This is a genomic window from Escherichia sp. E14S1 (assembly GCF_004211995.1).
Classification (GTDB): Bacteria; Pseudomonadota; Gammaproteobacteria; order Enterobacterales; family Enterobacteriaceae; genus Escherichia.
The window spans coordinates 293,956-318,863 of the sequence record NZ_RHJQ01000012.1; the positions used below are offsets into that span (position 1 = coordinate 293,956).

Genomic DNA, 24,908 nt, shown 5'->3' on the forward strand with positions numbered 1-24,908 from the left:
AGATCTGACAACGTACGCTTCATCTTGCCGGATGCGGTGTAAATGCCTTATCCGGCCCGGACGAATATGCAAATTTAATTAATTGCGATTCACCTCGTAGGCCTGATAAGCGTAGCGCATCAGGCAATTTGGCGTTTGCTGTCATTATCGGTTAGTCAGGTTTTGGCGATTAACCCTGCAGCAGAGACAGAACTTGCTGCGGCACCTGGTTAGCTTTAGACAGCACGGAGTTACCCGCCTGCTGGATGATCTGCGCTTTCGACATGTTGGACACTTCGGTCGCATAGTCGGCGTCCTGAATACGGGACTGCGCTTCAGACAGGTTGGTGGTGGTGTTGTTCAGGTTAGTGACCGCAGAATCCAGACGGTTTTGTACGGCACCGAGGGAGGAGCGGAAAGTATCAACTTGTGAGATAGCTTTGTCTAAAAGTGCCAGTGGATCGTTGGTTGAAGCACCTTCAAATTGCTCAGTCGCAGTTGTAGTTACCTTACCATTAGTATCAGTAACATCACTTAAATTCAGATCCGTTAATGCAAGAGCGGTTGCTCCATTCTTAAGAATGTCTGCCGCATCACCAGCAGAATAGTTTTTGCCTTGAAGTGTGACGAAACCTTGAGCTGCGCCGTCTTTATCTGCTGAAACTTTGATCAGCTGATCTGTTTGCTTGGCATCGTCAACACCGTTCGCATAATCATCATAAGTAACATTAATGGTGTTTAAGGTTACTTTACCCGAAGTGGCATTAACAGAAGCAGCATAGAAGTCTTTACCTGACTGAACAACATAATCAGCTGTCGGCTTACCATCTTTATCAAGGATGTTGTGCAGCGACAGGTTTGACGTATCGGATACGCCCAATTTAGCTGCAATTGCTGCAGACTCATCAGTATCACCAAAATTAACATCAACAGGTTTATTGCCAACGCCTTGCGGGATAGATGTGATAGCATTGCTGACATTAAGAGAGTTTTTAGAAACTGAGAAGCCATTCAGCCCTAAAGTTGAAGAATCAATTTTCTGCAAATCAATAGAGATGGTCTGCCCGTCATTGGCGCCAACCTGAATCTTCATCGAACCGTCTTTCGCCAGCACGTTCACGCCGTTGAACTGGGTCTGACCGGAAACACGGTCAATTTCATCCAGACGGGATTTGATTTCGTCCTGAATAGAAGACAGGTCAGAATCAGAGTTCGTGCCGGTCGTCGCCTGAACGGTCAACTCACGCACACGCTGCAAGTTGTTGTTGATTTCAGACAGTGCGCCTTCTGCGGTCTGCGCCAGAGAAATACCGTCATTGGCGTTACGCGCGGCCTGAGTCAGCCCTTTAATGTTAGAGGTGAAACGGTTAGCAATCGCCTGACCAGCGGCGTCGTCTTTCGCACTGTTGATACGCAGACCAGAAGAGAGGCGTTCGATAGAAGTCGACAGAGCAGACTGGTTTTTGTTGATGTTGTTCTGAGTGATCAGCGAGAGGCTGTTGGTGTTAATGACTTGTGCCATAATTTTTATTCCTGTTTTTTAGCTCTACGGTTTAAGTATTGGGCTTCCACCCTTCGGCTTCGTCGCCGTCAACCCTGTTATCGTCTGGTCACTCACAACCTTTAGAATTTTTTTCTAGCCGTCGAAATACTCCCCTTCCTCGTTGCTGTTCGTGTCATTAAGCCCAAAAATAAATCGTAAACTTTGCCCCGCTTGCGCCGATAACCCCGGTATTCGTTCTACATGTCGCATGATTAAGGAATATATATGGCTAGTATTTCAACGCTCGGGGTTGGGTCGGGGCTGGATCTCAGCAGCATCCTCGACAGTCTTGAGGCGGCAGAAAAATCTACCCTGACGCCGATATCAAAACAGCAAAGCTCGTACACCGCGAAACTGAGCGCCTACGGGACGCTGAAAAGCGCGCTGGAGAGTTTTCAGACCGCCAACACGGCACTGAATAAAGCCGACTTATTTACTGCTACCTCAACCACCAGCAGTTCCTCGGCTTTTAGCGCCACCACCACGGGCAGCGCGATTGCCGGAAAATACACCATTAGTGTCAGCCAACTGGCACAGGCACAGACGCTCACGACCCAAAACAGCCAAAAAGACAACAAAGCCGCCATCGCCACCAGCGATAGCGTACTGACCATCCAGCAAGGCGGTGGAAAAGATCCCGTCACGATTGATATCAGCGCGGCTAACTCGTCACTCTCTGGCATCCGCGATGCAATTAACAACGCCAAAGCCGGCGTCAGCGCCAGTATCATCAATGTGGGTAACGGCGAGTATCGTTTGTCTATCACCGCCAATGATACCGGTAGCGATAACGCCATGAAACTGAGCGTCAGCGGCGACAGCGCCCTGCAAAGTTTTATGGGTTACAACGGAACGTCGGGTGATAGCAGTAATGGCATGATTGAAAGCGTCACCGCGCAGAACGCCAAACTGACGGTTAATAACGTTGAGATTGAAAACAGCAGCAACACAATCAGTGACGCGCTGGAAGATATCACTCTCAACCTGAATGACGTCACCACTGGTAATCAGACCCTCACCATCAGCAAAGACACCTCCAAAGCTGAAAATGCGGTTAAAGCGTGGGTGGATGCCTATAACACGTTACAGGATACGTTCAGCAGCTTAACAAAATACACCGCAGTCGATGCCGGGGCAGAGAGTCAGGACTCCAGCAACGGCGCGTTACTCGGTGACTCCACGCTGCGCACCATCCAGACCCAGTTAAAAACGCTGCTTGCCAATACGCATAGCAGTTCGGCCTATAAAACATTGGCACAGATCGGTATTACCACCGACGCCAGTACCGGTAAGCTGGAAATAGCGACTGACAAGCTGCAAACGGCCCTGAAGAAAGATGCCACTGGCGTAGGTGAAATGTTTATTGGTGACGGTAAAAGCACTGGCGTAACCACCAGCATTAGCAGCAACCTGACCAGTTGGCTCTCCTCCACCGGGATAATCCAGGCTGCAAAAGATGGCGTAAGCAAAACGCTGAACAATTTGACGGATCAGTACAACGCTGCCAGTGAACGTATCGATACATTAATGGCGCGCTACAAAGCCCAGTTCACCCAACTGGATGTGTTAATGAACTCGCTTAACTCCACCAGTAGCTATCTGACACAGCAATTCGACACCTCAAATAGCAGCTCGAAATAATCTTCAGGAGAGACTATGTACAGCGCAAAAGGCACGCAGGCCTATGCACAAATTGGCGTTGAGAGCGCCGTGATGAGCGCCAGTCCACAGCAACTGGTTACCATGCTATTTGACGGCGTGTTGAGTGCGCTGGTAAGAGCACGCCTGTTTATGCAGGACAACAACCTGGAAGGTAAAGGCGTTTCTTTATCGAAAGCTATCAACATCATTGAGAATGGGCTGAAGGTGAGCCTCGAAGAAGAAAGCCAGGATGAATTAACCCAGAATTTAATTGCGCTCTATAGCTATATGGTCAGGCGTTTGCTGCAAGCGAATTTGCGTAACGATGTCTCCGCAGTAGAAGAAGTGGAAACGTTGATGCGCAATATTGCCGATGCCTGGAAAGAGACTTTACTCTCCCCTTCTTTGATTCAGGACCCTGTCTGATGAACCATGCACCGCACTTGTATTTTGCCTGGCAGCAACTTGTCGAAAAAAGCCAGCTCATGTTACGCCTGGCGACAGAAGGACGATGGGATGAACTCATCGCCAGCGAAATGGATTATGTGAATGCGGTGCAACAAATCGCACACCTGACGGAAGAGATGGCACCCTCTGCCATGATGCAGGAACAACTCAAACCGATGCTACGCCTCGTCCTGGACAACGAAAGCAACGTTAAGCAGTTATTGCAGGGGCGAATGGATGAGCTGGCGAAGCTGGTTGGTCAGTCATCGATGCAAAAATCCGTATTAAGTGCTTACGGCGACCAGGGCGGCTACGTACTGGCGCCGCAGGAGAATATCGTCAATTTTTCTCCCCATCTGCATTTTGGCAAAGCATAAAAGTTGGATTACTCGCGAATAACCTGATTACGGCTACGCTTCTAATGTTCCCCTCATGTGGAGTCGAAGAATGCGTAATCCCACGCTGTTGCAATGCTTTCACTGGTATTACCCTGAAGGCGGCAAGCTCTGGCCCGAGCTTGCCGAGCGCGCCGACGGTTTAAATGATATTGGTATCAATATGGTCTGGCTACCACCTGCCTATAAAGGCGCATCGGGCGGATATTCTGTCGGCTACGACTCCTATGATTTATTTGATTTAGGCGAGTTTGATCAAAAAGGCACTGTCGCGACGAAATATGGTGATAAAGCGCAATTGCTGGCGGCCATCGACGCGCTTAAACGCAACGACATCGCCGTACTGCTGGATGTGGTGGTGAACCACAAAATGGGTGCCGACGAAAAAGAAGCGATTCGCGTTCAGCGAGTTAACGAAGAGTGTCGCACGCAAATTGATGATGAAATTATCGAATGCGAAGGCTGGACCCGTTACACCTTCCCTGCACGAGCCGGAAAATATTCACAATTTATATGGGACTTCAAATGTTTTAGCGGTATCGACCATATCGAAAACCCGCATGAAGATGGCATCTTTAAAATCATCAACGATTACACTGGCGAAGGCTGGAATGATCAGGTCGATGATGAATTAGGCAATTTCGATTATCTGATGGGCGAAAATATCGATTTTCGTAACCATGCCGTCACCGAAGAGCTCAAATACTGGGCGCGCTGGGTAATGGAACAAACTCAGTGCGATGGTTTTCGTCTCGACGCGGTAAAACATATTCCGGCGTGGTTCTATAAAGAGTGGATCGAGCATGTGCAAGAAGTTGCGCCGAAACCACTCTTTATTGTGGCGGAATACTGGTCGCGCGAGGTCGAGAAACTGCAAACGTATATTGACCAGGTGGAAGGTAAAACCATGCTGTTTGATGCACCGCTGCAGATGAAATTCCACGAAGCGTCTCGTATGGGGCGTGATTATGATATGACTGAGATTTTTAGCGGCACATTGGTTGAAGTCGATCCTTTCCACGCTGTGACGCTGGTCGCCAACCACGACACCCAGCCGTTACAAGCCCTTGAAGCTCCGGTGGAGCCGTGGTTTAAGCCACTGGCTTATGCCCTTATTTTGCTACGGGAAAATGGCGTGCCTTCGGTGTTTTACCCTGATCTGTACGGGGCTCATTACGAAGATGTCGGTGGTGACGGACAGACCTATCCAATCGATATGCCAATAATCGAACAACTTGATGAGCTAATCCTCGCCCGCCAGCGTTTTGCCCACGGTGTACAGACGCTATTTTTCGATCATCCGAACTGTATTGCCTTTAGTCGCAGTGGCACCGATGAATATCCTGGCTGCGTTGTGGTTATGTCGAACGGTGAGGATGGCGAAAAGACGATTAATCTGGGGGAGAACTACGGCAATAAAACCTGGCGCGATTTCCTCGGTAATCGACAAGAGAGCATAGTTACCGATGAAAATGGCGAAGCGACATTCTTTTGCAACGGCGGCAGCGTCAGCGTTTGGGTTATCGAAGAGGTGATTTAAAACCGATCGCTGACAATACACGCATCGTTATTGCGGCGCCGTTACAGTTCCAGGCCCGATAAGCTTGCGTATCGGGCACTTTTTTTGACATGAAAATCCCCCTGGGCCAGGGGAATTTCATTACGGCAGCGGCGTCGGTAACGGCGCTTTTTCCAGCGCGGCGGCACACTCTGCCGTCGGACGAGCCACGCGTTCCATCGTCATGCCATCATACTCAATAGTGTTACCGTCACGCTCAATCTCGTACAGCTCACGTTTCACAGTAACGTTAGTGAGAGAATCAGACATCAGCGTCAGCTTACCCGGTAACGCAATCACTCGCTGCCATTGACGGCAATCCAGGGTATCACCCTCTTTAGTGACAATCAGGCTACCAATCGCTTCCGGGCTGACCAGCGCACGTTGCGGCCCTTTGGTCTGCCAGTACCCTGCCAACCAGTCTGGCGCAGGGGTTTTTACAACATTATTATAGTTTTCGACTTCGGCACAGCCCGCCAACAACATGAGTGCGCCTGCAATTGCGAGTTTTTTCATCATTCGTCCTGCATGAGAAGAAAAGTGGATTGTGGCATTAAAGCCCTGACGCTGCCACCCTTTCCAGGCCCAAAGAGAAATTTGATCTAACTATTATTTTTGTGAATTATTGCCGCGCAAATAAATTCTCCTGATGTATGATTCGCGACTCTTGTTTAAACCTTCTGAGTTCAGAGGCTACATACATGTCATGGCAGCAATTCAAACAAGCCTGGTTGATTAAATTCTGGGCGCCAATCCCTGCGGTCATCGCGGCGGGCATTCTCTCCACTTACTATTTTGGCATTACCGGCACCTTTTGGGCAGTTACGGGTGAATTTACCCGCTGGGGCGGTCAGCTCCTGCAACTGTTTGGCGTCCATGCTGAAGAGTGGGGCTATTTTAAAATCATCCATCTGGAAGGATCGCCATTAACCCGCATTGACGGGATGATGATTCTCGGTATGTTCGGCGGCTGTTTTGCCGCGGCATTATGGGCCAACAACGTCAAACTACGCATGCCGCGTAGCCGTATCCGCATTATGCAGGCCATTATTGGCGGGATTATTGCTGGTTTTGGTGCACGTCTGGCGATGGGCTGTAACCTGGCGGCGTTCTTTACCGGCATTCCTCAGTTCTCGCTGCACGCCTGGTTCTTTGCCATCGCTACCGCCATCGGCTCATGGTTTGGCGCGCGCTTTACCCTGCTGCCTGTCTTTCGTATCCCCGTGAAAATGCAGAAAGTCTCTGCCGCCTCACCGTTGACGCAGAAACCAGATCAGGCGCGGCGCCGTTTTCGTCTCGGGATGCTGGTCTTTTTCGGCATGCTGGGCTGGGCGCTGCTGACGGCGATGAACCAACCAAAGCTGGGGCTGGCGATGCTGTTTGGTGTCGGCTTTGGCTTGCTGATAGAACGTGCACAAATCTGCTTTACTTCGGCGTTCCGCGACATGTGGATCACCGGACGAACCCACATGGCGAAAGCGATCATTTTCGGTATGGCGGTAAGTGCCATCGGGATTTTCAGTTATGTACAGTTAGGCGTAGAACCCAAAATCATGTGGGCGGGTCCGAACGCGGTAATTGGTGGATTACTGTTTGGTTTTGGTATTGTGCTGGCGGGCGGCTGCGAAACGGGATGGATGTACCGCGCGGTGGAAGGCCAGGTGCATTACTGGTGGGTCGGTCTGGGCAACGTTATTGGCTCCACGATTTTGGCGTATTACTGGGATGATTTCGCCCCGGCACTGGCAACCGACTGGGACAAAATCAACCTGCTAAAAACCTTTGGTCCAATGGGCGGCCTGCTAGTGACATATTTACTATTGTTCGCTGCGCTGATGCTGATTATCGGTTGGGAAAAACGCTTCTTCCGCCGTGCGGCGCCGCAGACAGCTAAGGAGATCGCATGAAAAATATCGTTCCTGATTACCGTCTTGATATGGTGGGCGAGCCCTGCCCTTACCCGGCGGTTGCAACCCTTGAGGCGATGCCGCAGTTAAAAAAAGGCGAGATCCTAGAAGTAGTCAGCGATTGTCCACAGTCGATTAACAATATTCCGCTGGATGCGCGTAATCACGGCTATACGGTACTGGATATTCAGCAAGACGGGCCGACCATTCGTTATCTAATTCAGAAGTAATCTTTTCTTCCGCTGTTTCAGGCAGCGGGAGTCACTTGCTACGAATACTCCGTTGTCTATTTTCCGTACCGCAGTTGGACTATTATTGATTCACACAGACACAGCATTAAGTGATCGGACCAGATTGAAGGAATAACACCGATCATGCAAACTACTCTCCCTCACAACTGACGAGAGATTATTTCCCTGATGGATCAGGTTGCTAATTTTCAAAAGATGTTTGAGCAAGTGAGAACGGAGCTAAACTTTTCCTGGTTTTATGCTGAGTTAAAACGTCATCGTATTGCACATTATATTTACTATCTTGCCACAGATAACATCAGGATCGTCACGCACGATGACAATGTTTTGTTAATCAGAGGGAGCAGAAGTCTATTAAAAGTCAGTGCCATCAAGGATCCTGAGCAAGTCAAAAAAGCAGCCCGGACTCACATTTCAAGACAGTCAACATTTCGGGAATATTGTATAACGCTTGCAAAGGCTGGCGTTTTCCGGTGGGTTACTGACGTTGGTGATAATAAGCGGCGTTACTATTCTATCGATAATACACTCTTATATATTGAAGATGTCGAGAACAACAAACCACTCATTTAGCTGTTCTCGCCAGCTCAGCCCTGACAGTGACTGGTTATTAATAAAATTTTTTAAATGAACGGTTCCGAAATAGCGATTAACTAACACCTTCATGTTCATGCCTGTGACCATGTATTTTTCGTTGATGACAAAGAAAGCCCTGGGGCGCACCAGATAACAGGCGGGGTGAATTATCAAGCATCATCGTTCACCGTAGAGCCCGCGGTGTGTCATACCCTATACACGCCCATCACTCGATGGGCATTCTGAAAGCAAGTTACTGCGAAGCGTTCTTCCAGCGATGGCTCCATACAATGGTGAGCGGTCATTTTTTACAAACAGAACTGTGTCATAAGAAACATCTATTAGACAAAAATGTTTTCGCCTGTTGGTATGTTGTCATTAGACAACCAACAAGAAACAATCATGTTCACTGTCAAAACAGATGATCTCTCCCATCCTGCAGTACAAGCATTTGTGAATTACCATATTTCCGGTATGCAGGAACAATCTCCACCAGAAAGCATCCATGCTTTGGACGTACAAAAACTACGTGATCCGGCAGTGACATTCTGGTCAGCATGGGAAGGAGATCGACTCGCCGGAATTGGCGCGCTGAAGTTACTGGATGATGAACATGGCGAGTTGAAATCAATGCGTACTGCGCCAGACTTTTTACGTCGTGGCGTTGCAAATCTGATTTTACGGCATATTTTGCGGGTTGCACATGACAGACGCCTTCATCGCCTGAGTTTAGAAACAGGAACACATGCTGGATTTACGGCCTGCCATCAACTTTATCTCAAACATGGCTTCACTGCCTGCGAGCCCTTCGCTGATTATAAACCGGATCCAAATAGCCGTTTTATGACCTTGAACTTATATGAAAATCATCAATTGTCATGACTGGTAGCCCAACCAACTGCGGCAGGGAATGCTGATTATGTGTTTACATTCACTAACCGCCGCCCCAGGTTTCGTAGGCCATTTTTTGTTTTATCGCCTCAGTTACAAAACCTACACCTGCATGGACATCATTTCCTGGTACGCCGCCACCAGCTTATTACGCACCTGAATCCCCATTTGCATTGAAACTGAGGCTTTTTGCATATCGGCCATCACATCGTTTAGCGCTACGCCGGGTTCGCCGAGGGTGAATTTTTCTGCCTGGGTGCGGGCGGCGGTTTGCGTATCACTTATACGATCGAGCGCGGCATGAAGCTGTCCGGCAAAACTGATGCCAGGTTGTGGTAGTGATTCCTGCGCACGGGCACTCATCGCCGTAGCCTGTAACTGGCTGATAACCCCTTCAATCCCCTGTATGGCTGACATATTCATCTCCTGGACCATTTCTGGTAGCAGAGATTAACAGTAAGTCAATAAGATAAAGGCGTTAAATAACGATAAAAAACCGGGTTAATTGGCGCATAGAAAAAAATAAAACCACAAATAATGAGGCCGTCAATTTTTCGAGTTTGCTGACCCGGGAGTGCGTCTTGTTCCACTTTGCCAATAACGCCGTCTTTCATCTGCCGCGAGGTGCGCGATGAATACGACTGCAGCCCAGACAAAATCTCTTGAGTGGCTTAATCGCCTACGCGCGAATCCGAGAATCCCTTTGATTGTTGCTGGTTCCGCTGCAGTGGCAGTGATAGTCGCGTTAGTTCTATGGGCAAAAGCCCCTGATTACCGCACGTTATTCAGCAACCTTTCCGATCAGGATGGTGGCGCGATTGTCAGCCAACTGACGCAGATGAACATCCCTTACCGCTTTAGTGAAGCCAGTGGTGCAATTGAAGTTCCGGCGGATAAGGTTCACGAATTGCGTCTGCGTCTGGCGCAGCAAGGCTTACCTAAAGGCGGAGCGGTCGGCTTTGAGCTGCTCGATCAGGAAAAGTTTGGTATCAGCCAGTTCAGCGAACAGGTGAATTATCAGCGAGCGCTGGAAGGCGAACTTTCTCGTACCATCGAAACTATCGGCCCGGTAAAAGGGGCGCGCGTGCATCTGGCGATGCCGAAACCGTCTTTATTTGTCCGTGAGCAAAAATCCCCTTCCGCATCGGTGACTGTGAATTTATTGCCAGGACGTGCGCTGGATGAAGGGCAAATTAGCGCCGTTGTGCATCTGGTTTCCAGTGCAGTAGCTGGGCTGCCACCGGGTAACGTTACACTGGTGGATCAAGGTGGGCATCTGTTAACCCAGTCCAACACCAGCGGGCGCGATCTCAATGATGTTCAGTTGAAATATACCAGCGATGTCGAAGGCCGCATTCAGCGTCGTATTGAAGCAATTCTGTCGCCTATTGTCGGCAACGGCAATATTCATGCGCAAGTCACAGCGCAGCTGGATTTCGCCAGTAAAGAGCAAACAGAAGAGCAGTATCGCCCTAATGGCAATGAGTCGCAGGCGGCGCTTCGTTCCCGTCAACTGAATGAAAGCGAGCAAAGCGGTTCCGGTTATCCGGGCGGCGTGCCGGGGGCATTATCTAATCAGCCCGCGCCCGCAAATAACGCGCCGATCAGTACGCCTCCGGCAAATCAAAACAATCGCCAACAACAGACGAGTACCACCAGCAATAGTGGACCGCGCAGCACACAGCGTAATGAAACCAGCAACTACGAAGTCGATCGCACCATTCGTCATACCAAAATGAACGTCGGCGACGTGCAACGTCTGTCTGTCGCGGTAGTGGTGAATTACAAAACGCTGCCGGATGGCAAACCGTTGCCACTGAGCGCCGAACAGATGAAACAAATTGATGATCTGACCCGCGAGGCAATGGGCTTTTCGGAAAAACGCGGTGATTCGCTCAATGTCGTCAACTCGCTGTTTACCAGTAGTGATGAAAGTGGTGGTGAGTTGCCGTTCTGGCAACAACAAGCGTTTATCGATCAGTTACTGGCTGCCGGACGCTGGTTGCTGGTGATACTGGTGGCGTGGCTGCTGTGGCGTAAAGCGGTGCGTCCGCAATTAATCCGCCGCGCTGAGGTGGTGAAAGCCGTTCAGCAACAGACACAAACTTGCCAGGAGACGGAAGATGCAGTGGAAGTACGCCTGAGCAAAGACGAACAACTGCAACAACGCCGCGCTAACCAACGTCTGGGGGCTGAGGTAATGAGCCAGCGCATCCGCGACATGTCTGATAACGATCCGCGCGTAGTGGCGCTGGTCATTCGCCAGTGGATAAATAACGATCATGAGTAACCTGACAGGCACCGATAAAAGCGTCATTCTGCTGATGACCATTGGCGAAGACCGGGCGGCAGAGGTATTCAAGCACCTGTCCCAACGAGAAGTGCAAACCCTGAGCGCGGCAATGGCGAACGTCTCGCAGATCTCCAACAAACAATTAACTGAAGTACTGGCAGAGTTTGAACAAGAAGCCGAACAGTTTGCCGCATTGAATATTAACGCCAATGATTATCTGCGTTCAGTGCTGGTCAAAGCGCTGGGCGAAGAGCGTGCCGCCAGCCTGCTGGAAGATATTCTCGAAACCCGCGACACTGCCAGCGGTATTGAAACGCTCAACTTTATGGAGCCACAGAGCGCCGCCGATCTGATTCGCGATGAACATCCACAGATTATCGCCACCATTCTGGTGCATCTGAAACGCGCTCAAGCCGCCGATATTCTGGCGTTGTTCGATGAACGTCTGCGCCACGACGTGATGCTACGTATCGCCACATTTGGCGGCGTACAACCTGCCGCGCTGGCTGAACTGACAGAAGTGCTGAATGGCCTGCTCGATGGCCAGAATCTCAAACGCAGCAAAATGGGCGGCGTGAGAACAGCAGCCGAAATTATCAACCTGATGAAAACTCAGCAGGAAGAAGCGGTTATTACCGCCGTGCGTGAATTTGACGGCGAGCTGGCGCAGAAAATTATCGACGAGATGTTCCTGTTCGAAAATCTGGTGGATGTCGACGATCGCAGCATCCAGCGTCTGTTGCAGGAAGTGGATTCCGAATCGTTACTGATCGCGCTGAAAGGTGCAGAACAGCCACTGCGCGAAAAATTCCTGCGCAATATGTCGCAACGTGCTGCCGATATTCTGCGCGACGATCTCGCCAACCGTGGTCCGGTGCGTCTGTCGCAGGTGGAAAACGAACAGAAAGCGATTCTGCTGATTGTGCGCCGCCTTGCCGAAACCGGCGAGATGGTGATTGGCAGCGGCGAGGATACCTATGTCTGATAATCTGCCGTGGAAAACCTGGACACCGGACGATCTCGCGCCACCACAGGCGGAGTTTGTGCCGCTGATGGAGCCAGAAGAAACCGTCACTGAAGAGGCCGAACCCAGCCTTGAGCAGCAACTGGCACAACTGCAAATGCAGGCCCACGAGCAAGGTTATCAGGCGGGGATTGCCGAAGGTCGCCAGCAAGGCCATAAACAAGGCTATCAGGAAGGTCTGGCTCAGGGGCTGGAACAAGGGCTGGCACAAGCAAAATCCCAGCAAGCGCCGATTCATGCCCGGATGCAGCAACTGGTCAGCGAGTTTCAGACCACCCTTGACGCGCTGGATAGCGTGATTGCTTCACGCCTGATGCAGATGGCGCTGGAGGCAGCGCGTCAGGTGATCGGCCAGACGCCAACGGTGGACAACTCGGCACTGATCAAACAGATCCAACAGTTGTTGCAGCAAGAACCGTTATTCAGCGGCAAACCGCAGCTACGCGTGCACCCGGATGATCTGCAACGTGTTGATGAGATGCTCGGCGCAACCTTAAGTTTGCATGGCTGGCGCTTGCGCGGCGACCCGACCCTGCATCCTGGCGGTTGTAAAGTCTCTGCTGATGAAGGCGATCTCGACGCCAGTGTCGCCACCCGCTGGCAAGAACTCTGCCGTCTGGCAGCGCCAGGAGTGGTGTAATGACCACGCGGCTGACTCGCTGGCTAACCTCGCTGGATAACTTCGAAGCCAAAATGGCGCAGTTGCCTGCGGTGCGTCGCTACGGGCGATTAACCCGCGCCACCGGGCTGGTGCTGGAAGCCACCGGATTGCAACTGCCGCTCGGCGCAACCTGTGTCATTGAACGTCAGAACGGCACCGAAACGCACGAAGTAGAAAGCGAAGTGGTTGGCTTTAACGGTCAACGGCTGTTTTTAATGCCGCTGGAGGAAGTGGAAGGCGTGCTGCCCGGCGCACGCGTTTACGCCAGAAATATCTCCGGCGATGGGCTGCAAAGCGGCAAGCAGCTACCGCTCGGTCCGGCGTTATTAGGTCGCGTTCTGGACGGCGGTGGTAAACCGCTCGATGGTCTGCCCTCCCCCGACACGACTGAAACAGGCGCCCTGATTACCCCGCCGTTTAACCCGTTGCAACGTACACCGATTGAGCATGTGCTGGATACGGGCGTGCGCCCAATTAATGCCCTGCTTACCGTTGGGCGCGGGCAGCGTATGGGGCTGTTTGCCGGATCTGGCGTTGGTAAAAGTGTGCTGCTGGGAATGATGGCACGCTACACCCGAGCCGATGTGATCGTCGTTGGTTTGATTGGTGAACGTGGGCGAGAAGTAAAAGATTTTATTGAAAATATTCTCGGTGCCGAAGGGCGTGCGCGCTCCGTGGTGATTGCCGCTCCGGCGGATGTTTCTCCGCTCCTGCGAATGCAGGGTGCCGCCTATGCCACGCGCATTGCCGAAGATTTTCGCGATCGTGGTCAGCATGTATTGCTGATTATGGACTCCCTCACCCGCTACGCGATGGCCCAACGTGAGATTGCGCTGGCGATTGGCGAACCACCCGCCACCAAAGGTTATCCGCCGTCGGTATTCGCCAAATTACCGGCGCTGGTCGAACGTGCCGGAAACGGAATCAGCGGCGGCGGCTCGATTACCGCGTTTTATACCGTGCTCACCGAAGGCGATGACCAGCAGGATCCGATTGCCGACTCCGCGCGGGCGATCCTCGACGGTCACATTGTGCTTTCTCGTCGTCTGGCGGAAGCCGGGCACTATCCGGCAATTGATATTGAAGCCTCAATCAGCCGTGCAATGACGGCGTTGATCAGCGAGCAGCATTACGCGCGGGTACGCACATTCAAGCAGCTGTTGTCGAGTTTTCAACGTAACCGCGATCTGGTCAGCGTCGGCGCGTATGCCAAAGGCAGCGATCCAATGCTCGATAAAGCTATCGCCTTGTGGCCGCAGCTGGAGGGCTATTTGCAACAAGGCATTTTTGAACGCGCGGACTGGGAAGACTCTCTCCAGGGGCTGGAACGTATTTTTCCGACGGTGTGATTACGCAGGAGATAACAGCAGATGGCAGAACATGGCGCCCTGGCGACCCTGAAAGATCTGGCAGAAAAAGAGGTGGATAATGCGGCCCGCCTGCTGGGTGAAATGCGTCGCGGATGTCAGCAGGCGGAAGAACAACTCAAAATGCTGATCGATTATCAAAACGAATATCGCAGCAACCTGAACAACGACATGAGTGCAGGAATGACCAGTAATCGCTGGATCAACTACCAGCAGTTCATTCAGACGCTGGAAAAGGCCATTACCCAGCACCGCCAGCAGCTTAATCAGTGGACGCAGAAAGTTGACATTGCTCTGAACAGCTGGCGAGAAAAGAAACAACGTTTGCAGGCCTGGCAGACCCTCCAGGAACGGCAATCCACGGCGGCCCTGTTAGCAGAAAACCGCCTCGATCAGAAAAAGATGGACGAGTTCGCCCAGCGCGCCGCCATGAGGAAAACTGAATGATTCGTTTAGCGCCCTTGATTACCGCTGACGTTGACACATCCACATTGCCCGGTGCTAGCGCCACTGACACGGCACAGGATTTTCTTGCGTTGTTGAGCGGGGCATTAGCAGGAGATGCAGCACCAGGCAAAGCTTCGCCATTGCTTCAGGTTGCAGTGGATACCCCACACGCGCAAGGTAAAGAACGCGCCAGCGAAATTCTGGCCGGGGTATTGCCGTCTGATTTACACATCGCTACTGACGAAACGCTGGCTGAAATAACCGCAGCACGACCCGATACAACGCCGCTGACGACGGCTCTGGTTAATACGCTGGCAGCCATGCCAGAAAAGGAGACGGTCGCCGACGATAAAACGGATGACCTTAATGAAGATGCTGTCGCCAGCCTGAGCGCCCTTTTTGCTATGCTGCCCGGTTTTGACAATACCCCCAAAGTGACTGATGCGCCTGTCACAGCGTTACCGACGCAGAAGCAAGCACTCTCAACAAAACTGACTACCGCGCAACTCGCAACAGCACAACCTGACGACGCCCCTGGTGCGCCAGATCAGCCATTAACACCGCTGGTCGCTGAAGCCCAGAGTAAAGCGGAGATCATCAGCACGCCTTCACCTGTTACTACTGTCACCAGTCCGCTAATTACTCCGCACCAGACGCAGCCACTGCCCACCGTCGCAGCGCCTGTTTTGAGCGCACCGCTGGGTTCCCACGAATGGCAACAATCCTTAAGCCAGCATATTTCGCTGTTTACCCGCCAGGGGCAACAAAGTGCCGAACTGCGTTTGCATCCGCAAGATTTAGGCGAAGTGCAAATCTCCCTTAAGGTGGATGACAACCAGGCGCAAATTCAGATGGTTTCACCGCATCAGCACGTGCGCGCCGCTCTGGAAGCGGCTTTGCCGGTACTGCGCACACAACTGGCAGAAAGCGGAATTCAGTTGGGGCAGAGCAATATCAGCGGTGAGAGTTTTAGCGGTCAGCAGCAGGCAGCTTCCGAGCAACAACAAAGTCCACGCACAGCAGGCCATGAACGCCTGACAACCGAGGATGACGATGCATTGCCAGTTCCAACAACTCTTCAGAGAGTTTCATCGGGCAATGGTGGCGTCGATATTTTCGCCTAACGTCAGAGGTAGCACCTTAATCCGCGTCTTTTCCCCGCTTTGCCACACTTAAGACGCAGGATAATTAGCCGATAAGCAGTAGCGACACAGGAAGACCGCAACACATGACTGATTACGCGATAAGCAAGAAAAGCAGGCGATCGCTTTGGCTCCCGATCCTGGTATTCATCACTCTCGCGGCTTGTGCCAGCGCGGGTTACAGCTACTGGCATTCGCAACAAGTGACCGCTGGCGACAAAGCGCAGCAACACGTCGTGCTCTCACCTGTCTTCTATGCGCTAGACACTTTTACGGTCAATCTTGGCAATGCAGATCGCGTGCTTTATATCGGTATAACGCTGCGACTGAAAGATGAAGCCACCCGTTCGCGGTTGAGCGAGTATTTGCCGGAAGTCCGCAGTCGCTTGCTGTTACTGTTTTCGCGCCAGGATGCCGCCGTGCTGGCAACGGAAGAAGGCAAGCAACAACTGATTGCCGCAATTAAAGCCACACTTTCCCCCCCGCTTGTTGCCGGGCAACCGAAACAGGATGTCACCGACGTGCTGTATACCGCTTTTATTCTGCGATAACGACATGGGCGATAGTATTCTTTCTCAAGCTGAAATTGATGCGCTGTTGAATGGTGACAGCGAGGTCAAAGACGAACCGACGGCTAGTGTTAGCGGCGAAAGTGACATTCGTCCGTACGATCCTAATACCCAACGACGGGTTGTGCGCGAACGGTTACAGGCGCTGGAAATCATCAATGAACGTTTTGCCCGCCATTTTCGTATGGGGCTGTTCAACCTGCTGCGCCGTAGCCCGGACATTACCGTCGGGGCCATTCGCATTCAGCCGTACCATGAATTTGCCCGCAACCTGCCGGTGCCAACCAACCTGAACCTTATCCATCTGAAACCACTGCGCGGCACAGGGCTGGTGGTGTTTTCGCCGAGTCTGGTGTTTATCGCCGTGGATAACCTGTTTGGCGGCGATGGTCGCTTCCCTACCAAAGTAGAAGGTCGTGAGTTTACTCATACCGAACAGCGCGTCATCAACCGCATGTTGAAGCTGGCACTTGAAGGCTATAGCGACGCGTGGAAGGCGATTAATCCGCTGGAAGTCGAGTACGTGCGTTCCGAAATGCAGGTGAAATTTACCAATATCACCACCTCACCGAACGACATTGTGGTTAACACGCCGTTCCATGTGGAGATTGGCAATCTGACCGGCGAATTTAATATCTGCCTGCCATTCAGCATGATCGAGCCGCTGAGGGAATTGTTGGTTAACCCGCCGCTGGAAAACTCGCGTAATGAAGATCAGAACTGGCGCGATAACCTGGTGCGCCAGGTTCAGCATTCACAGCTGGAGCTGGTTGCCAACTTTGCCGATATTTCGCTGCGCCTGTCGCAGATTTTAAAGCTGAAGCCCGGCGATGTCCTGCCGATAGAAAAACCCGATCGCATTATCGCCCATGTTGACGGCGTTCCGGTACTGACCAGCCAGTACGGCACCATCAACGGTCAGTATGCGTTACGGATAGAACATTTGATTAACCCGATTTTGAATTCTCTGAACGAGGAACAGCCCAAATGAGTGACTTGAATAATCCGGCCGATGACAACAACGGCGCAATGGACGATCTGTGGGCTGAAGCGTTAGGCGAACAAAAATCAACAAGCGGCAAAAGCGCGGCTGAAGCCGTGTTCCAGCAGCTTGGCGGCGGCGACGTCAGTGGAACATTGCAGGATATCGACCTGATTATGGATATTCCGGTTAAGCTGACCGTCGAACTGGGCCGCACACGAATGACTATCAAAGAGTTGTTGCGTCTGACGCAAGGGTCAGTCGTGGCGTTGGACGGTCTGGCGGGGGAACCACTGGATATTCTGATCAACGGTTATTTAATTGCTCAGGGCGAAGTTGTCGTAGTCGCTGATAAATATGGCGTGCGGATCACCGATATCATTACCCCATCCGAGCGGATGCGCCGCCTGAGCCGTTAGTGATGAATAACCACGCTACTGTACAACCTTCCGCGCCGGTTTCTGCTGCTCCGCTCCTTCAGGTGAGCGGCGCGCTAATTGCCATTATTGTCCTGATCCTCGCTGCGGCCTGGCTGATAAAAAGGCTGGGATTTGCTCCCAAACGTAATGGCACGAACGGACTGAAAGTCAGCGCTAGTGCCTCGTTGGGGACACGTGAACGGGTTGTGGTGGTCGATGTGGAAGATGCGCGACTGGTGCTCGGTGTTACTGCCGGGCAAATCAATCTGCTGCATAAACTTCCCCCTTCTGCGCCAACGGAAGAGTTACCTCAAGCCGATTTTCAGTCGGTCATGAAAAATTTTCTTAAGCGTGGCGGGAGAGCCTGATGCGTCGTCTCTTGTCTGTCGCACCGGCCCTTCTCTGGCTGCTTACTCCCCTCGCCTTTGCGCAACTGCCTGGCATCACCAGCCAGCCGCTGCCTGGCGGTGGACAAAGCTGGTCACTCCCAGTGCAGACGCTGGTGTTCATCACCTCGCTGACTTTTATTCCGGCAATTTTACTGATGATGACCAGCTTCACCCGCATCATCATTGTTTTTGGTTTATTGCGTAACGCACTGGGAACGCCCTCCGCGCCGCCCAACCAGGTTTTGCTGGGGCTGGCGCTGTTTTTGACCTTTTTTATTATGTCTCCGGTAATCGACAAAATTTATGTCGATGCGTACCAGCCATTCAGCGAAGAGAAAATTTCAATGCAGGAGGCACTGGAAAAAGGGGCGCAGCCACTGCGTGAGTTTATGCTGCGCCAGACCCGCGAGGCGGATTTAGGGTTGTTTGCCAGGCTGGCGAATACCGGCCCGTTGCAGGGACCTGAAGCAGTACCGATGCGCATTTTGCTCCCGGCCTACGTGACCAGCGAGTTGAAAACCGCCTTCCAGATAGGCTTCACGATTTTCATTCCGTTTTTGATTATCGACCTGGTTATTGCAAGTGTGTTGATGGCATTGGGGATGATGATGGTTCCCCCCGCGACCATTGCCCTGCCGTTTAAACTGATGTTGTTTGTACTGGTGGATGGCTGGCAATTGCTGGTCGGCTCGCTGGCACAAAGCTTTTACAGCTAGAGAGGCCAAATGACACCCGAATCGGTCATGATGATGGGGACAGAAGCGATGAAAGTCGCGCTGGCACTGGCTGCCCCGCTGTTGCTGGTGGCGCTGGTCACCGGTCTTATCATCAGCATTTTGCAGGCCGCCACGCAGATTAACGAAATGACGCTGTCGTTCATTCCGAAAATCATCGCCGTATTTATCGCCATTATTATTGCCGGACCGTGGATGCTCAACTTGTTGCTGGATTACGTTCGTACCTTATTCACTAACCTACCGTATATCATCGGGTAATCGATGTAATGTTGCAGGTAACAAGCGATCAATGGCTTTCCTGGTTAAGCCTGTATTTCTGGCCATTACTGCGCGTGCTGGCGCTGATCTCCACCGCGCCCATTTTGAGCGAACGCAGCGTGCCAAAACGGGTAAAACTGGGCCTCGCAATGATGATCACGTTCGCCATTGCTCCGGCAATACCCGCCAACGATGTGGCTATTTTTTCGTTCTATGCCCTATGGCTGGCGGTGCAGCAAATCCTGATTGGCATTGCTCTCGGCTTTACCATGCAATTTGCCTTCGCCGCTGTGCGCACCGCTGGCGAAATTATCGGTCTGCAAATGGGGCTGTCATTTGCGACGTTTGTCGATCCTGGTAGTCATCTCAATATGCCCGTCTTAGCGCGCATTATGGATATGCTGGCGCTACTGTTGTTCCTGACATTTAACGGTCATTTATGGCTGATTTCGTTGCTGGTCGATACATTTCACACTCTACCCATTGGTAGCGAACCGCTGAACAGCAATGCATTTCTGGCACTCACCAGGGCAGGGAGTTTGATTTTTCTTAACGGGTTGATGCTGGCGTTACCGCTCATTACCCTGTTGCTGACGCTGAATCTCGCATTAGGTTTACTGAATCGTATGGCCCCGCAATTATCAATCTTTGTTATTGGTTTTCCATTAACGTTGACTGTCGGCATCTCATTAATGGCGGCATTAATGCCGTTAATTGCTCCTTTTTGCGAACATTTATTTAGTGAAATTTTTAATTTGCTGGCAGATATTATCAGCGAATTACCTGTAATATGATCCCCTAATGTTTATCTTGTTATCCTAAGGATTATCCGAAAAATAATACCAGCGAACATCTTCCAGGATACTCCCGTGGCGAAATATTTGTTTTAACCTCACTCACATATCGCAACATTTACTTTACTTTAAGACAATTCCAGGCAAATTATACAACGCTTTACGGGATAGTAAGTCCGCCTGAAAATTCGCGAGAGTGGCGCATTAGGTGACCCATGTCGTTCCGTTTAGTCATGATGAAATATTCAGGTAAGGGGAATTATCGTTACGCATTGAGTGAGGGTATGCCATGTCAACGATTATTATGGATTTATGTAGTTACACCCGGTTGGGTTTGACCGGGTATCTGTTGAGTAGAGGGGTGAAAAAAAGAGAAATCAACGACATTGAAACCGTTGATGACCTTGCCATCGCTTGTGATTCACAGCACCCTTCAGTGGTGTTTATTAATGAGGACTGTTTTATCCACGATGCTTCTAACAGTCAACGTATCAAGCACATCATTAATCAACATCCCAATACGTTATTTATCGTCTTTATGGCAATTGCCAATGTTCATTTTGATGAATATCTATTGGTCAGAAAAAATTTATTGATCAGTTCAAAATCGATTAAGCCGGAATCTCTTGATGATATCCTTGGCGATATTCTGAAAAAAGAGACAACGATGGCCAGCATTTTAAATATGCCAACGTTATCATTAAGCCGGACCGAATCAAGTATGTTGCGAATGTGGATGGCTGGCCAGGGAACGATTCAAATATCTGACCAAATGAATATTAAAGCCAAGACCGTTTCATCGCATAAAGGCAATATTAAACGTAAGATCAAAACGCATAATAAACAGGTTATCTACCATGTCGTCCGACTGACGGATAATGTGACAAATGGTATTTTTGTTAACATGCGCTAAGGCATACTGACTGGTGGGATACCACCAGTCAGGCTGGCAGAAATTACTCGGCTTTCTCCACAAAGATACCATCCTGATGCCCTGCTTCATTAAAGAACCAGATGCCGAGCGGGTAGTCTTCCAGCGAAACCAGGTACATTGTGCCTTCACTAAACTCCTCAACTGCCAGTACCACGCCAGGACGACGCGGACCGCCATCCGTTTTGACTGTTACCCGATCATTCACCTTCATCGTTTTCCTCCTGTGGCTTTGTGCCAGTTTAGAACAATTTCGTTTTTCTGACAGCGCCGGGCGCGTGCGAGTGCTGATTTTCTCAACGGTCTATACTTAAGAAATGCCTGGCTGACATGACGTGACGTGTCGGCAGCAACATATAAGCAACGGTTGCGAGGAAAGATGATGAAAACCGCAAAAGAGTACAGCGATACCGCAAAACGTGAGGTCAGCGTCGATGTCGATGCCCTGCTGGCGGCGATCAATGAAATTAGCGAAAGCGAAGTTCATCGCAGCCAGAACGATTCGGAACACGTTAGCGTCGATGGCCGTGAATATCATACATGGCGTGAATTAGCCGATGCCTTTGAACTTGATATTCATGACTTTAGCGTCTCTGAAGTGAATCGCTAAATGCGTGATAAAAAAATCCCGACCCTTGTTGGGGTCGGGATCAAACTTGCTTAAGCAAGAAGCACTTAAAAAATTCGTTACACCAGGAAATCTGATGCGTTCATCACCTTATCCGCAATTTTTTAGGCTGACAAGAAAATATTCTTGATATGAATGATTAACGTCACTAATGAATGGAAGTGTGATCCGCGTCACCCCTTGGAGGCTATGGCGTTCACGTGATCGCTCCCAAAAAACGATTTTTTATTATTCGTGCTGTTTTAAGAAATATCCGGCAAAGGGAGTACTGCGCGATCATGCTTTCAATTCATCAACCGCTGCTGATTTTCACCGATCTTGATGGCACCCTGTTGGACAGTCATAGCTATGACTGGCAACCTGCCGCCTCCTGGTTAATCCGCCTGCGGGAAGCGGAGATCCCCGTGATCCTGTGTAGTAGTAAAACCTCGGCTGAAATGCTGTACCTGCAAAAGATGTTAGGTCTGCAAGGGTTGTCACTCATTGCAGAGAACGGCGCGGTGATCCAACTGGATCAACAATGGCAGGATTTGGACGATTTTCCGCGCATCATCTCGGGTATTGCTCATAGTGAGATCAGCCAGGTATTAAATACGCTGCGTGAGAAAGAACACTTCAAATTCACCACCTTTGATGACGTCGATGATACAACCATCGCTGAATGGACTGGCTTAAGCCGCAGCCAGGCCGCACTGACGCAGTTGCATGAGGCTTCGGTCACGCTTATCTGGCGCGACAGTGACGAGCGGATGGCACAATTTACCGCTCGCCTGAATGAACTGGGCTTGCAGTTTGTGCAAGGTGCGCGTTTCTGGCATGTGCTGGATGTCTCAGCCGGGAAAGATCAGGCAGCCAACTGGATCATTGCGGCATATCAGCAATCGCGTGGAAAACGTCCGACCACGCTTGGCTTAGGCGACGGCCCAAATGACGCACCATTACTGGAAGTGATGGATTATGCGGTGATCGTAAAAGGGCTAAACCGGGAAGGCGTGCATTTGCAAAATGAGGATCCGGCCCGTGTCTGGCGGACACAGCGAGAAGGACCGGAAGGCTGGTGCGAAGGGCTGGATCACTTTTTCACGGCCAGTTAAAGGCTATCACTCGCGCAGACCTGATTGCGCCCCGCTTGTTTTGCGAGATACAACCGCCGGTCGGCCAGAGACTGTAATTGCTCAAAATCATAATCGCCGGTTTCCTCGCTGCTACTCACCCCCAGCGAAGCACTGATGCGTAGGGTCGTGCTCTTGGCGATCAACATCTCTTTTTCATTCAGCTTCAGGCGAATACGTTCGGCCACTTCCGTTGCCTGCGCCAGGTTAGCGCCAGGCAGAATCACACAAAACTCCTCGCCGCCCACGCGGCCTGCAACGTCCTGTGAACGCAATGAACGACTGATTAATCCGGCAGCATGCGACAGCACACGATCGCCTGCCTGATGACCAAAGCGGTCATTAATCGCTTTAAAATGGTCAAGGTCGACCTGTATGACAGAAAACGGATGTTTGTGTATCTGACACAATTCGGCAAGCGGACGCGCTTTTTCGAACAATGCGCCACGGTTATACAAGCGCGTTAAGGTGTCATGCCACGCCTGCCACTGCAACGAGCTTTGCAGGACATACATATTGCTGACCATCTGGCGAATCACATACCATGAGATAAGTAACATCGTCGTAAAGAGCGCCCACAGAAGGGTTAACGCAATGCTGATGCTGCCGAAATCACCACGCACACCTTCACTAAGCGTATGAATGCGCACTAATGCGCCGTCAAAATGGTCCAGTCGCTCCCAGCTAACATAGCGACTGTTCATCCTAATACCACCGCGCGTATCGTGTTCCATAGCCTGCGCCAGAGATGCCAGCTCTCGAGGATCAAAAAGGTCCTCCGCCGAGTGTTCCGGGTTAGATGAAGTCAATAATTTTAGTTTGCTGTCGTAGAGCTGGTATTCTCCATCCAGTTTTTTATCAATAGCGTTTTTTAGAAATTGCTGCATCGAGCGCACAGGGATACTCATTCCCAACACGCCATACCAGTAATTATTACTGTCGACCGGTACGCTTACGGTGACCTGCGGTTCAGTAACATTGTTATGGTCATGCTGAGAGGTAAACCATCGTACGCCACGTTGACGATTTTCTCGTTCTGATTGGCCGATAAACCAGGGTTGTGTGACAAATTCGTAGTAACGCGTAGGGATATTTCGGGTAAACAACGTCGGCTGCGTCGAAACGTAGAATCCGGCGCGTGAGACATACATTGCCTGTTCAACCATCGAAGTAGAGTTGTGCGCCAGTCGTAGTAAGTAGCCGACTTCCAGTGCGGCAGTAATTTCATTGTCGAGTAATTCATTTTCGCGAGAAAGCTGATTTCCCTCGCTCACTAACGCATCCGAGACACCGTTTACTGACAGAGTGCGTCGTCTGTTGAGTTCGATTTGCCAGGCGTGCTCGTCGCGATGTTGTTCAAACTCGACAACAGCGTTACGCATAGAGGTGAAATCCAGCGGCGCAACAAGGGCTTCACGCATTCCATTACGCAAAAAAATCAGTTTATCGACGTTATATTGCAATTGCTTATCGAGCGCGTTGGCAACGTTTTCCAGATGATTACGCTGACTGGAGATATAGGCGTCTTCCAGCACCACGACTTCACGCCAGGTGAGCAAAGTGGAGAAGATCAACACCACGATAAAACACAGATTAACGACATGACCTGGCCCCAGGCGGCGCGCGAGTTTTTTTAGCCAGCTCTGGTTTTCCATTTTTGTCTCGTGCTGCACCCTGACGACTCCCAACCTGCTTTTTAATGATTCTGGCATAACCTGGCGATAGCGTACCGCCAAACAACGATAATTTTATAATGTTGGCATGATACGAGGCATCAGGCCTTCGATATTGACGCTGGCAGGACTGCCGGATGCGGCGTGAACGCCTTATCCGGCCTACTTTTGATTCTATCGCCAGATATCGATTATTTGTATAACCCAAGCATGATAAGACGCGACAGCGTCGCATCAGGCACTCCATACAGACGCTGGCACAACTGCCGGATGCGGCGTGAACGCCACATCCGG

General features: G+C 50.9%; 29 protein-coding genes. 24 read left to right on the top strand and 5 right to left on the bottom strand.

All coding sequences use genetic code 11. The annotated features are described in order from the left end of the window. Positions 1-169: 169 nt before the first annotated feature. Positions 170-1,501 (bottom strand): FliC/FljB family flagellin, encoded by a 1,332-nt coding sequence (locus tag D9734_RS15180; protein ID WP_130208567.1) that lies wholly within the window; start codon positions 1,499-1,501, stop codon positions 170-172. 246 nt (positions 1,502-1,747) lie between these two features. On the opposite strand from D9734_RS15180, the gene fliD reads away from it, so the two are divergent. The 4 genes from fliD (at position 1,748) to amyA (ending at position 5,545) form a co-directional block, all read left to right on the top strand. Next, entirely contained in the window at positions 1,748-3,163 is a 1,416-nt protein-coding gene (gene fliD, locus D9734_RS15185) for a flagellar filament capping protein FliD (protein WP_130208569.1), read from the top strand. A gap of 15 nt (positions 3,164-3,178) precedes the next feature. Beyond that, complete coding sequence (fliS, locus tag D9734_RS15190; RefSeq protein ID WP_130208571.1) at positions 3,179-3,589, top strand: flagellar export chaperone FliS; 411 nt, start codon at positions 3,179-3,181, stop codon at positions 3,587-3,589. Next, a complete protein-coding gene (gene fliT, locus D9734_RS15195; RefSeq protein ID WP_130208573.1) occupies positions 3,589-3,987 on the top strand; it encodes a flagella biosynthesis regulatory protein FliT in 399 nt (132 codons plus the stop codon). The genes fliS and fliT overlap by 1 nt, the downstream gene beginning before the upstream one ends. 70 nt (positions 3,988-4,057) lie before the next feature. Continuing rightward, positions 4,058-5,545: an alpha-amylase gene (amyA, locus tag D9734_RS15200; RefSeq protein ID WP_130208575.1), complete on the top strand. Its 1,488-nt coding sequence runs from the start codon at positions 4,058-4,060 to the stop codon at positions 5,543-5,545. 120 nt (positions 5,546-5,665) lie between these two features. Here the strand turns inward: amyA and yedD are convergent, their stop codons facing one another. Next, positions 5,666-6,079 carry a lipoprotein YedD gene (yedD, locus tag D9734_RS15205; protein WP_064529329.1) on the bottom strand — a complete coding sequence of 138 codons (414 nt, stop codon included), beginning with the start codon at positions 6,077-6,079 and terminating at the stop codon, positions 5,666-5,668. Positions 6,080-6,264: 185 nt separating this feature from the next. On the opposite strand from yedD, the gene yedE reads away from it, so the two are divergent. The 4 genes from yedE (at position 6,265) to D9734_RS15225 (ending at position 9,179) form a co-directional block, all read left to right on the top strand. Further along, on the top strand, positions 6,265-7,470 hold the full coding sequence (gene yedE, locus D9734_RS15210) for a selenium metabolism membrane protein YedE/FdhT (protein WP_130208577.1): 1,206 nt from the start codon (positions 6,265-6,267) through the stop codon (positions 7,468-7,470). Beyond that, complete coding sequence (gene yedF / locus D9734_RS15215; RefSeq protein ID WP_000790504.1) at positions 7,467-7,700, top strand: sulfurtransferase-like selenium metabolism protein YedF; 234 nt, start codon at positions 7,467-7,469, stop codon at positions 7,698-7,700. Before yedE ends, yedF begins: the two co-directional genes overlap by 4 nt. Before the next feature lie 189 nt (positions 7,701-7,889). Next, positions 7,890-8,294 carry a DUF1398 domain-containing protein gene (locus D9734_RS15220; RefSeq protein WP_130208579.1) on the top strand — a complete coding sequence of 135 codons (405 nt, stop codon included), beginning with the start codon at positions 7,890-7,892 and terminating at the stop codon, positions 8,292-8,294. A 405-nt stretch (positions 8,295-8,699) separates the two neighbouring features. Further along, positions 8,700-9,179 carry a GNAT family N-acetyltransferase gene (locus D9734_RS15225; RefSeq protein WP_130208581.1) on the top strand — a complete coding sequence of 160 codons (480 nt, stop codon included), beginning with the start codon at positions 8,700-8,702 and terminating at the stop codon, positions 9,177-9,179. A gap of 111 nt (positions 9,180-9,290) precedes the next feature. Here D9734_RS15225 and fliE read toward each other — a convergent pair whose 3' ends face one another. Next, the gene (fliE, locus tag D9734_RS15230) at positions 9,291-9,605 is read right to left on the bottom strand and encodes a flagellar hook-basal body complex protein FliE (protein WP_130208583.1); all 315 of its coding nucleotides are present in this window, start codon (positions 9,603-9,605) and stop codon (positions 9,291-9,293) included. A gap of 214 nt (positions 9,606-9,819) precedes the next feature. Here fliE and fliF point away from each other — a divergent pair, with 214 nt between their 5' ends. The 14 genes from fliF (at position 9,820) to rcsA (ending at position 21,183) form a co-directional block, all read left to right on the top strand. Further along, the gene (gene fliF / locus D9734_RS15235) at positions 9,820-11,478 is read left to right on the top strand and encodes a flagellar basal-body MS-ring/collar protein FliF (RefSeq protein ID WP_130208585.1); all 1,659 of its coding nucleotides are present in this window, start codon (positions 9,820-9,822) and stop codon (positions 11,476-11,478) included. Next, a complete protein-coding gene (gene fliG / locus D9734_RS15240; protein WP_032184453.1) occupies positions 11,471-12,466 on the top strand; it encodes a flagellar motor switch protein FliG in 996 nt (331 codons plus the stop codon). The genes fliF and fliG overlap by 8 nt, the downstream gene beginning before the upstream one ends. Beyond that, positions 12,459-13,145: a flagellar assembly protein FliH gene (gene fliH, locus D9734_RS15245; protein WP_130208587.1), complete on the top strand. Its 687-nt coding sequence runs from the start codon at positions 12,459-12,461 to the stop codon at positions 13,143-13,145. The genes fliG and fliH overlap by 8 nt, the downstream gene beginning before the upstream one ends. Then, entirely contained in the window at positions 13,145-14,515 is a 1,371-nt protein-coding gene (fliI, locus tag D9734_RS15250) for a flagellar protein export ATPase FliI (protein WP_130208589.1), read from the top strand. The genes fliH and fliI overlap by 1 nt, the downstream gene beginning before the upstream one ends. A gap of 21 nt (positions 14,516-14,536) precedes the next feature. Continuing rightward, positions 14,537-14,980, top strand: coding sequence for a flagellar export protein FliJ (fliJ, locus tag D9734_RS15255; RefSeq protein ID WP_130208591.1), 444 nt, complete (start codon positions 14,537-14,539; stop codon positions 14,978-14,980). Continuing rightward, positions 14,977-16,104: a flagellar hook-length control protein FliK gene (locus tag D9734_RS15260; protein WP_130208593.1), complete on the top strand. Its 1,128-nt coding sequence runs from the start codon at positions 14,977-14,979 to the stop codon at positions 16,102-16,104. The genes fliJ and D9734_RS15260 overlap by 4 nt, the downstream gene beginning before the upstream one ends. Before the next feature lie 104 nt (positions 16,105-16,208). Next, on the top strand, positions 16,209-16,673 hold the full coding sequence (gene fliL, locus D9734_RS15265) for a flagellar basal body-associated protein FliL (RefSeq protein WP_130208595.1): 465 nt from the start codon (positions 16,209-16,211) through the stop codon (positions 16,671-16,673). Positions 16,674-16,677: 4 nt separating this feature from the next. Continuing rightward, a complete protein-coding gene (gene fliM / locus D9734_RS15270; protein WP_024212474.1) occupies positions 16,678-17,682 on the top strand; it encodes a flagellar motor switch protein FliM in 1,005 nt (334 codons plus the stop codon). Then, positions 17,679-18,092, top strand: a complete 414-nt coding sequence (gene fliN / locus D9734_RS15275) for a flagellar motor switch protein FliN (protein ID WP_130208597.1) — start codon at positions 17,679-17,681, stop codon at positions 18,090-18,092. Before fliM ends, fliN begins: the two co-directional genes overlap by 4 nt. Positions 18,093-18,094: 2 nt before the next feature. Continuing rightward, complete coding sequence (gene fliO, locus D9734_RS15280) at positions 18,095-18,460, top strand: flagellar biosynthetic protein FliO (RefSeq protein WP_130208737.1); 366 nt, start codon at positions 18,095-18,097, stop codon at positions 18,458-18,460. Next, positions 18,460-19,197 (top strand): flagellar type III secretion system pore protein FliP, encoded by a 738-nt coding sequence (fliP, locus tag D9734_RS15285; protein WP_130208599.1) that lies wholly within the window; start codon positions 18,460-18,462, stop codon positions 19,195-19,197. The genes fliO and fliP overlap by 1 nt, the downstream gene beginning before the upstream one ends. A gap of 9 nt (positions 19,198-19,206) precedes the next feature. Further along, positions 19,207-19,476, top strand: a complete 270-nt coding sequence (fliQ, locus tag D9734_RS15290) for a flagellar biosynthesis protein FliQ (protein WP_000187358.1) — start codon at positions 19,207-19,209, stop codon at positions 19,474-19,476. Between the two features lie 8 nt (positions 19,477-19,484). Next, on the top strand, positions 19,485-20,270 hold the full coding sequence (fliR, locus tag D9734_RS15295; protein WP_130208601.1) for a flagellar biosynthetic protein FliR: 786 nt from the start codon (positions 19,485-19,487) through the stop codon (positions 20,268-20,270). Between the two features lie 289 nt (positions 20,271-20,559). Further along, a complete protein-coding gene (rcsA, locus tag D9734_RS15300) occupies positions 20,560-21,183 on the top strand; it encodes a transcriptional regulator RcsA (protein WP_130208603.1) in 624 nt (207 codons plus the stop codon). A 43-nt stretch (positions 21,184-21,226) separates the two neighbouring features. On the opposite strand, the gene dsrB is transcribed toward rcsA, so the two are convergent. Continuing rightward, complete coding sequence (dsrB, locus tag D9734_RS15305) at positions 21,227-21,415, bottom strand: protein DsrB (RefSeq protein ID WP_000867217.1); 189 nt, start codon at positions 21,413-21,415, stop codon at positions 21,227-21,229. Between the two features lie 168 nt (positions 21,416-21,583). Between dsrB and yodD the strand changes: the two genes are divergently transcribed. Together yodD and D9734_RS15315 are read left to right on the top strand one after the other, a co-directional pair. Next, a complete protein-coding gene (gene yodD / locus D9734_RS15310) occupies positions 21,584-21,811 on the top strand; it encodes a peroxide/acid resistance protein YodD (protein ID WP_000844800.1) in 228 nt (75 codons plus the stop codon). Positions 21,812-22,107: 296 nt separating this feature from the next. Then, complete coding sequence (locus tag D9734_RS15315; RefSeq protein WP_130208605.1) at positions 22,108-22,923, top strand: mannosyl-3-phosphoglycerate phosphatase-related protein; 816 nt, start codon at positions 22,108-22,110, stop codon at positions 22,921-22,923. Here the strand turns inward: D9734_RS15315 and dgcQ are convergent. Next, positions 22,920-24,614, bottom strand: coding sequence for a cellulose biosynthesis regulator diguanylate cyclase DgcQ (gene dgcQ, locus D9734_RS15320; protein WP_130208607.1), 1,695 nt, complete (start codon positions 24,612-24,614; stop codon positions 22,920-22,922). The two genes, D9734_RS15315 and dgcQ, sit on opposite strands and share 4 nt — an antisense overlap. Positions 24,615-24,908 lie beyond the last annotated feature (294 nt).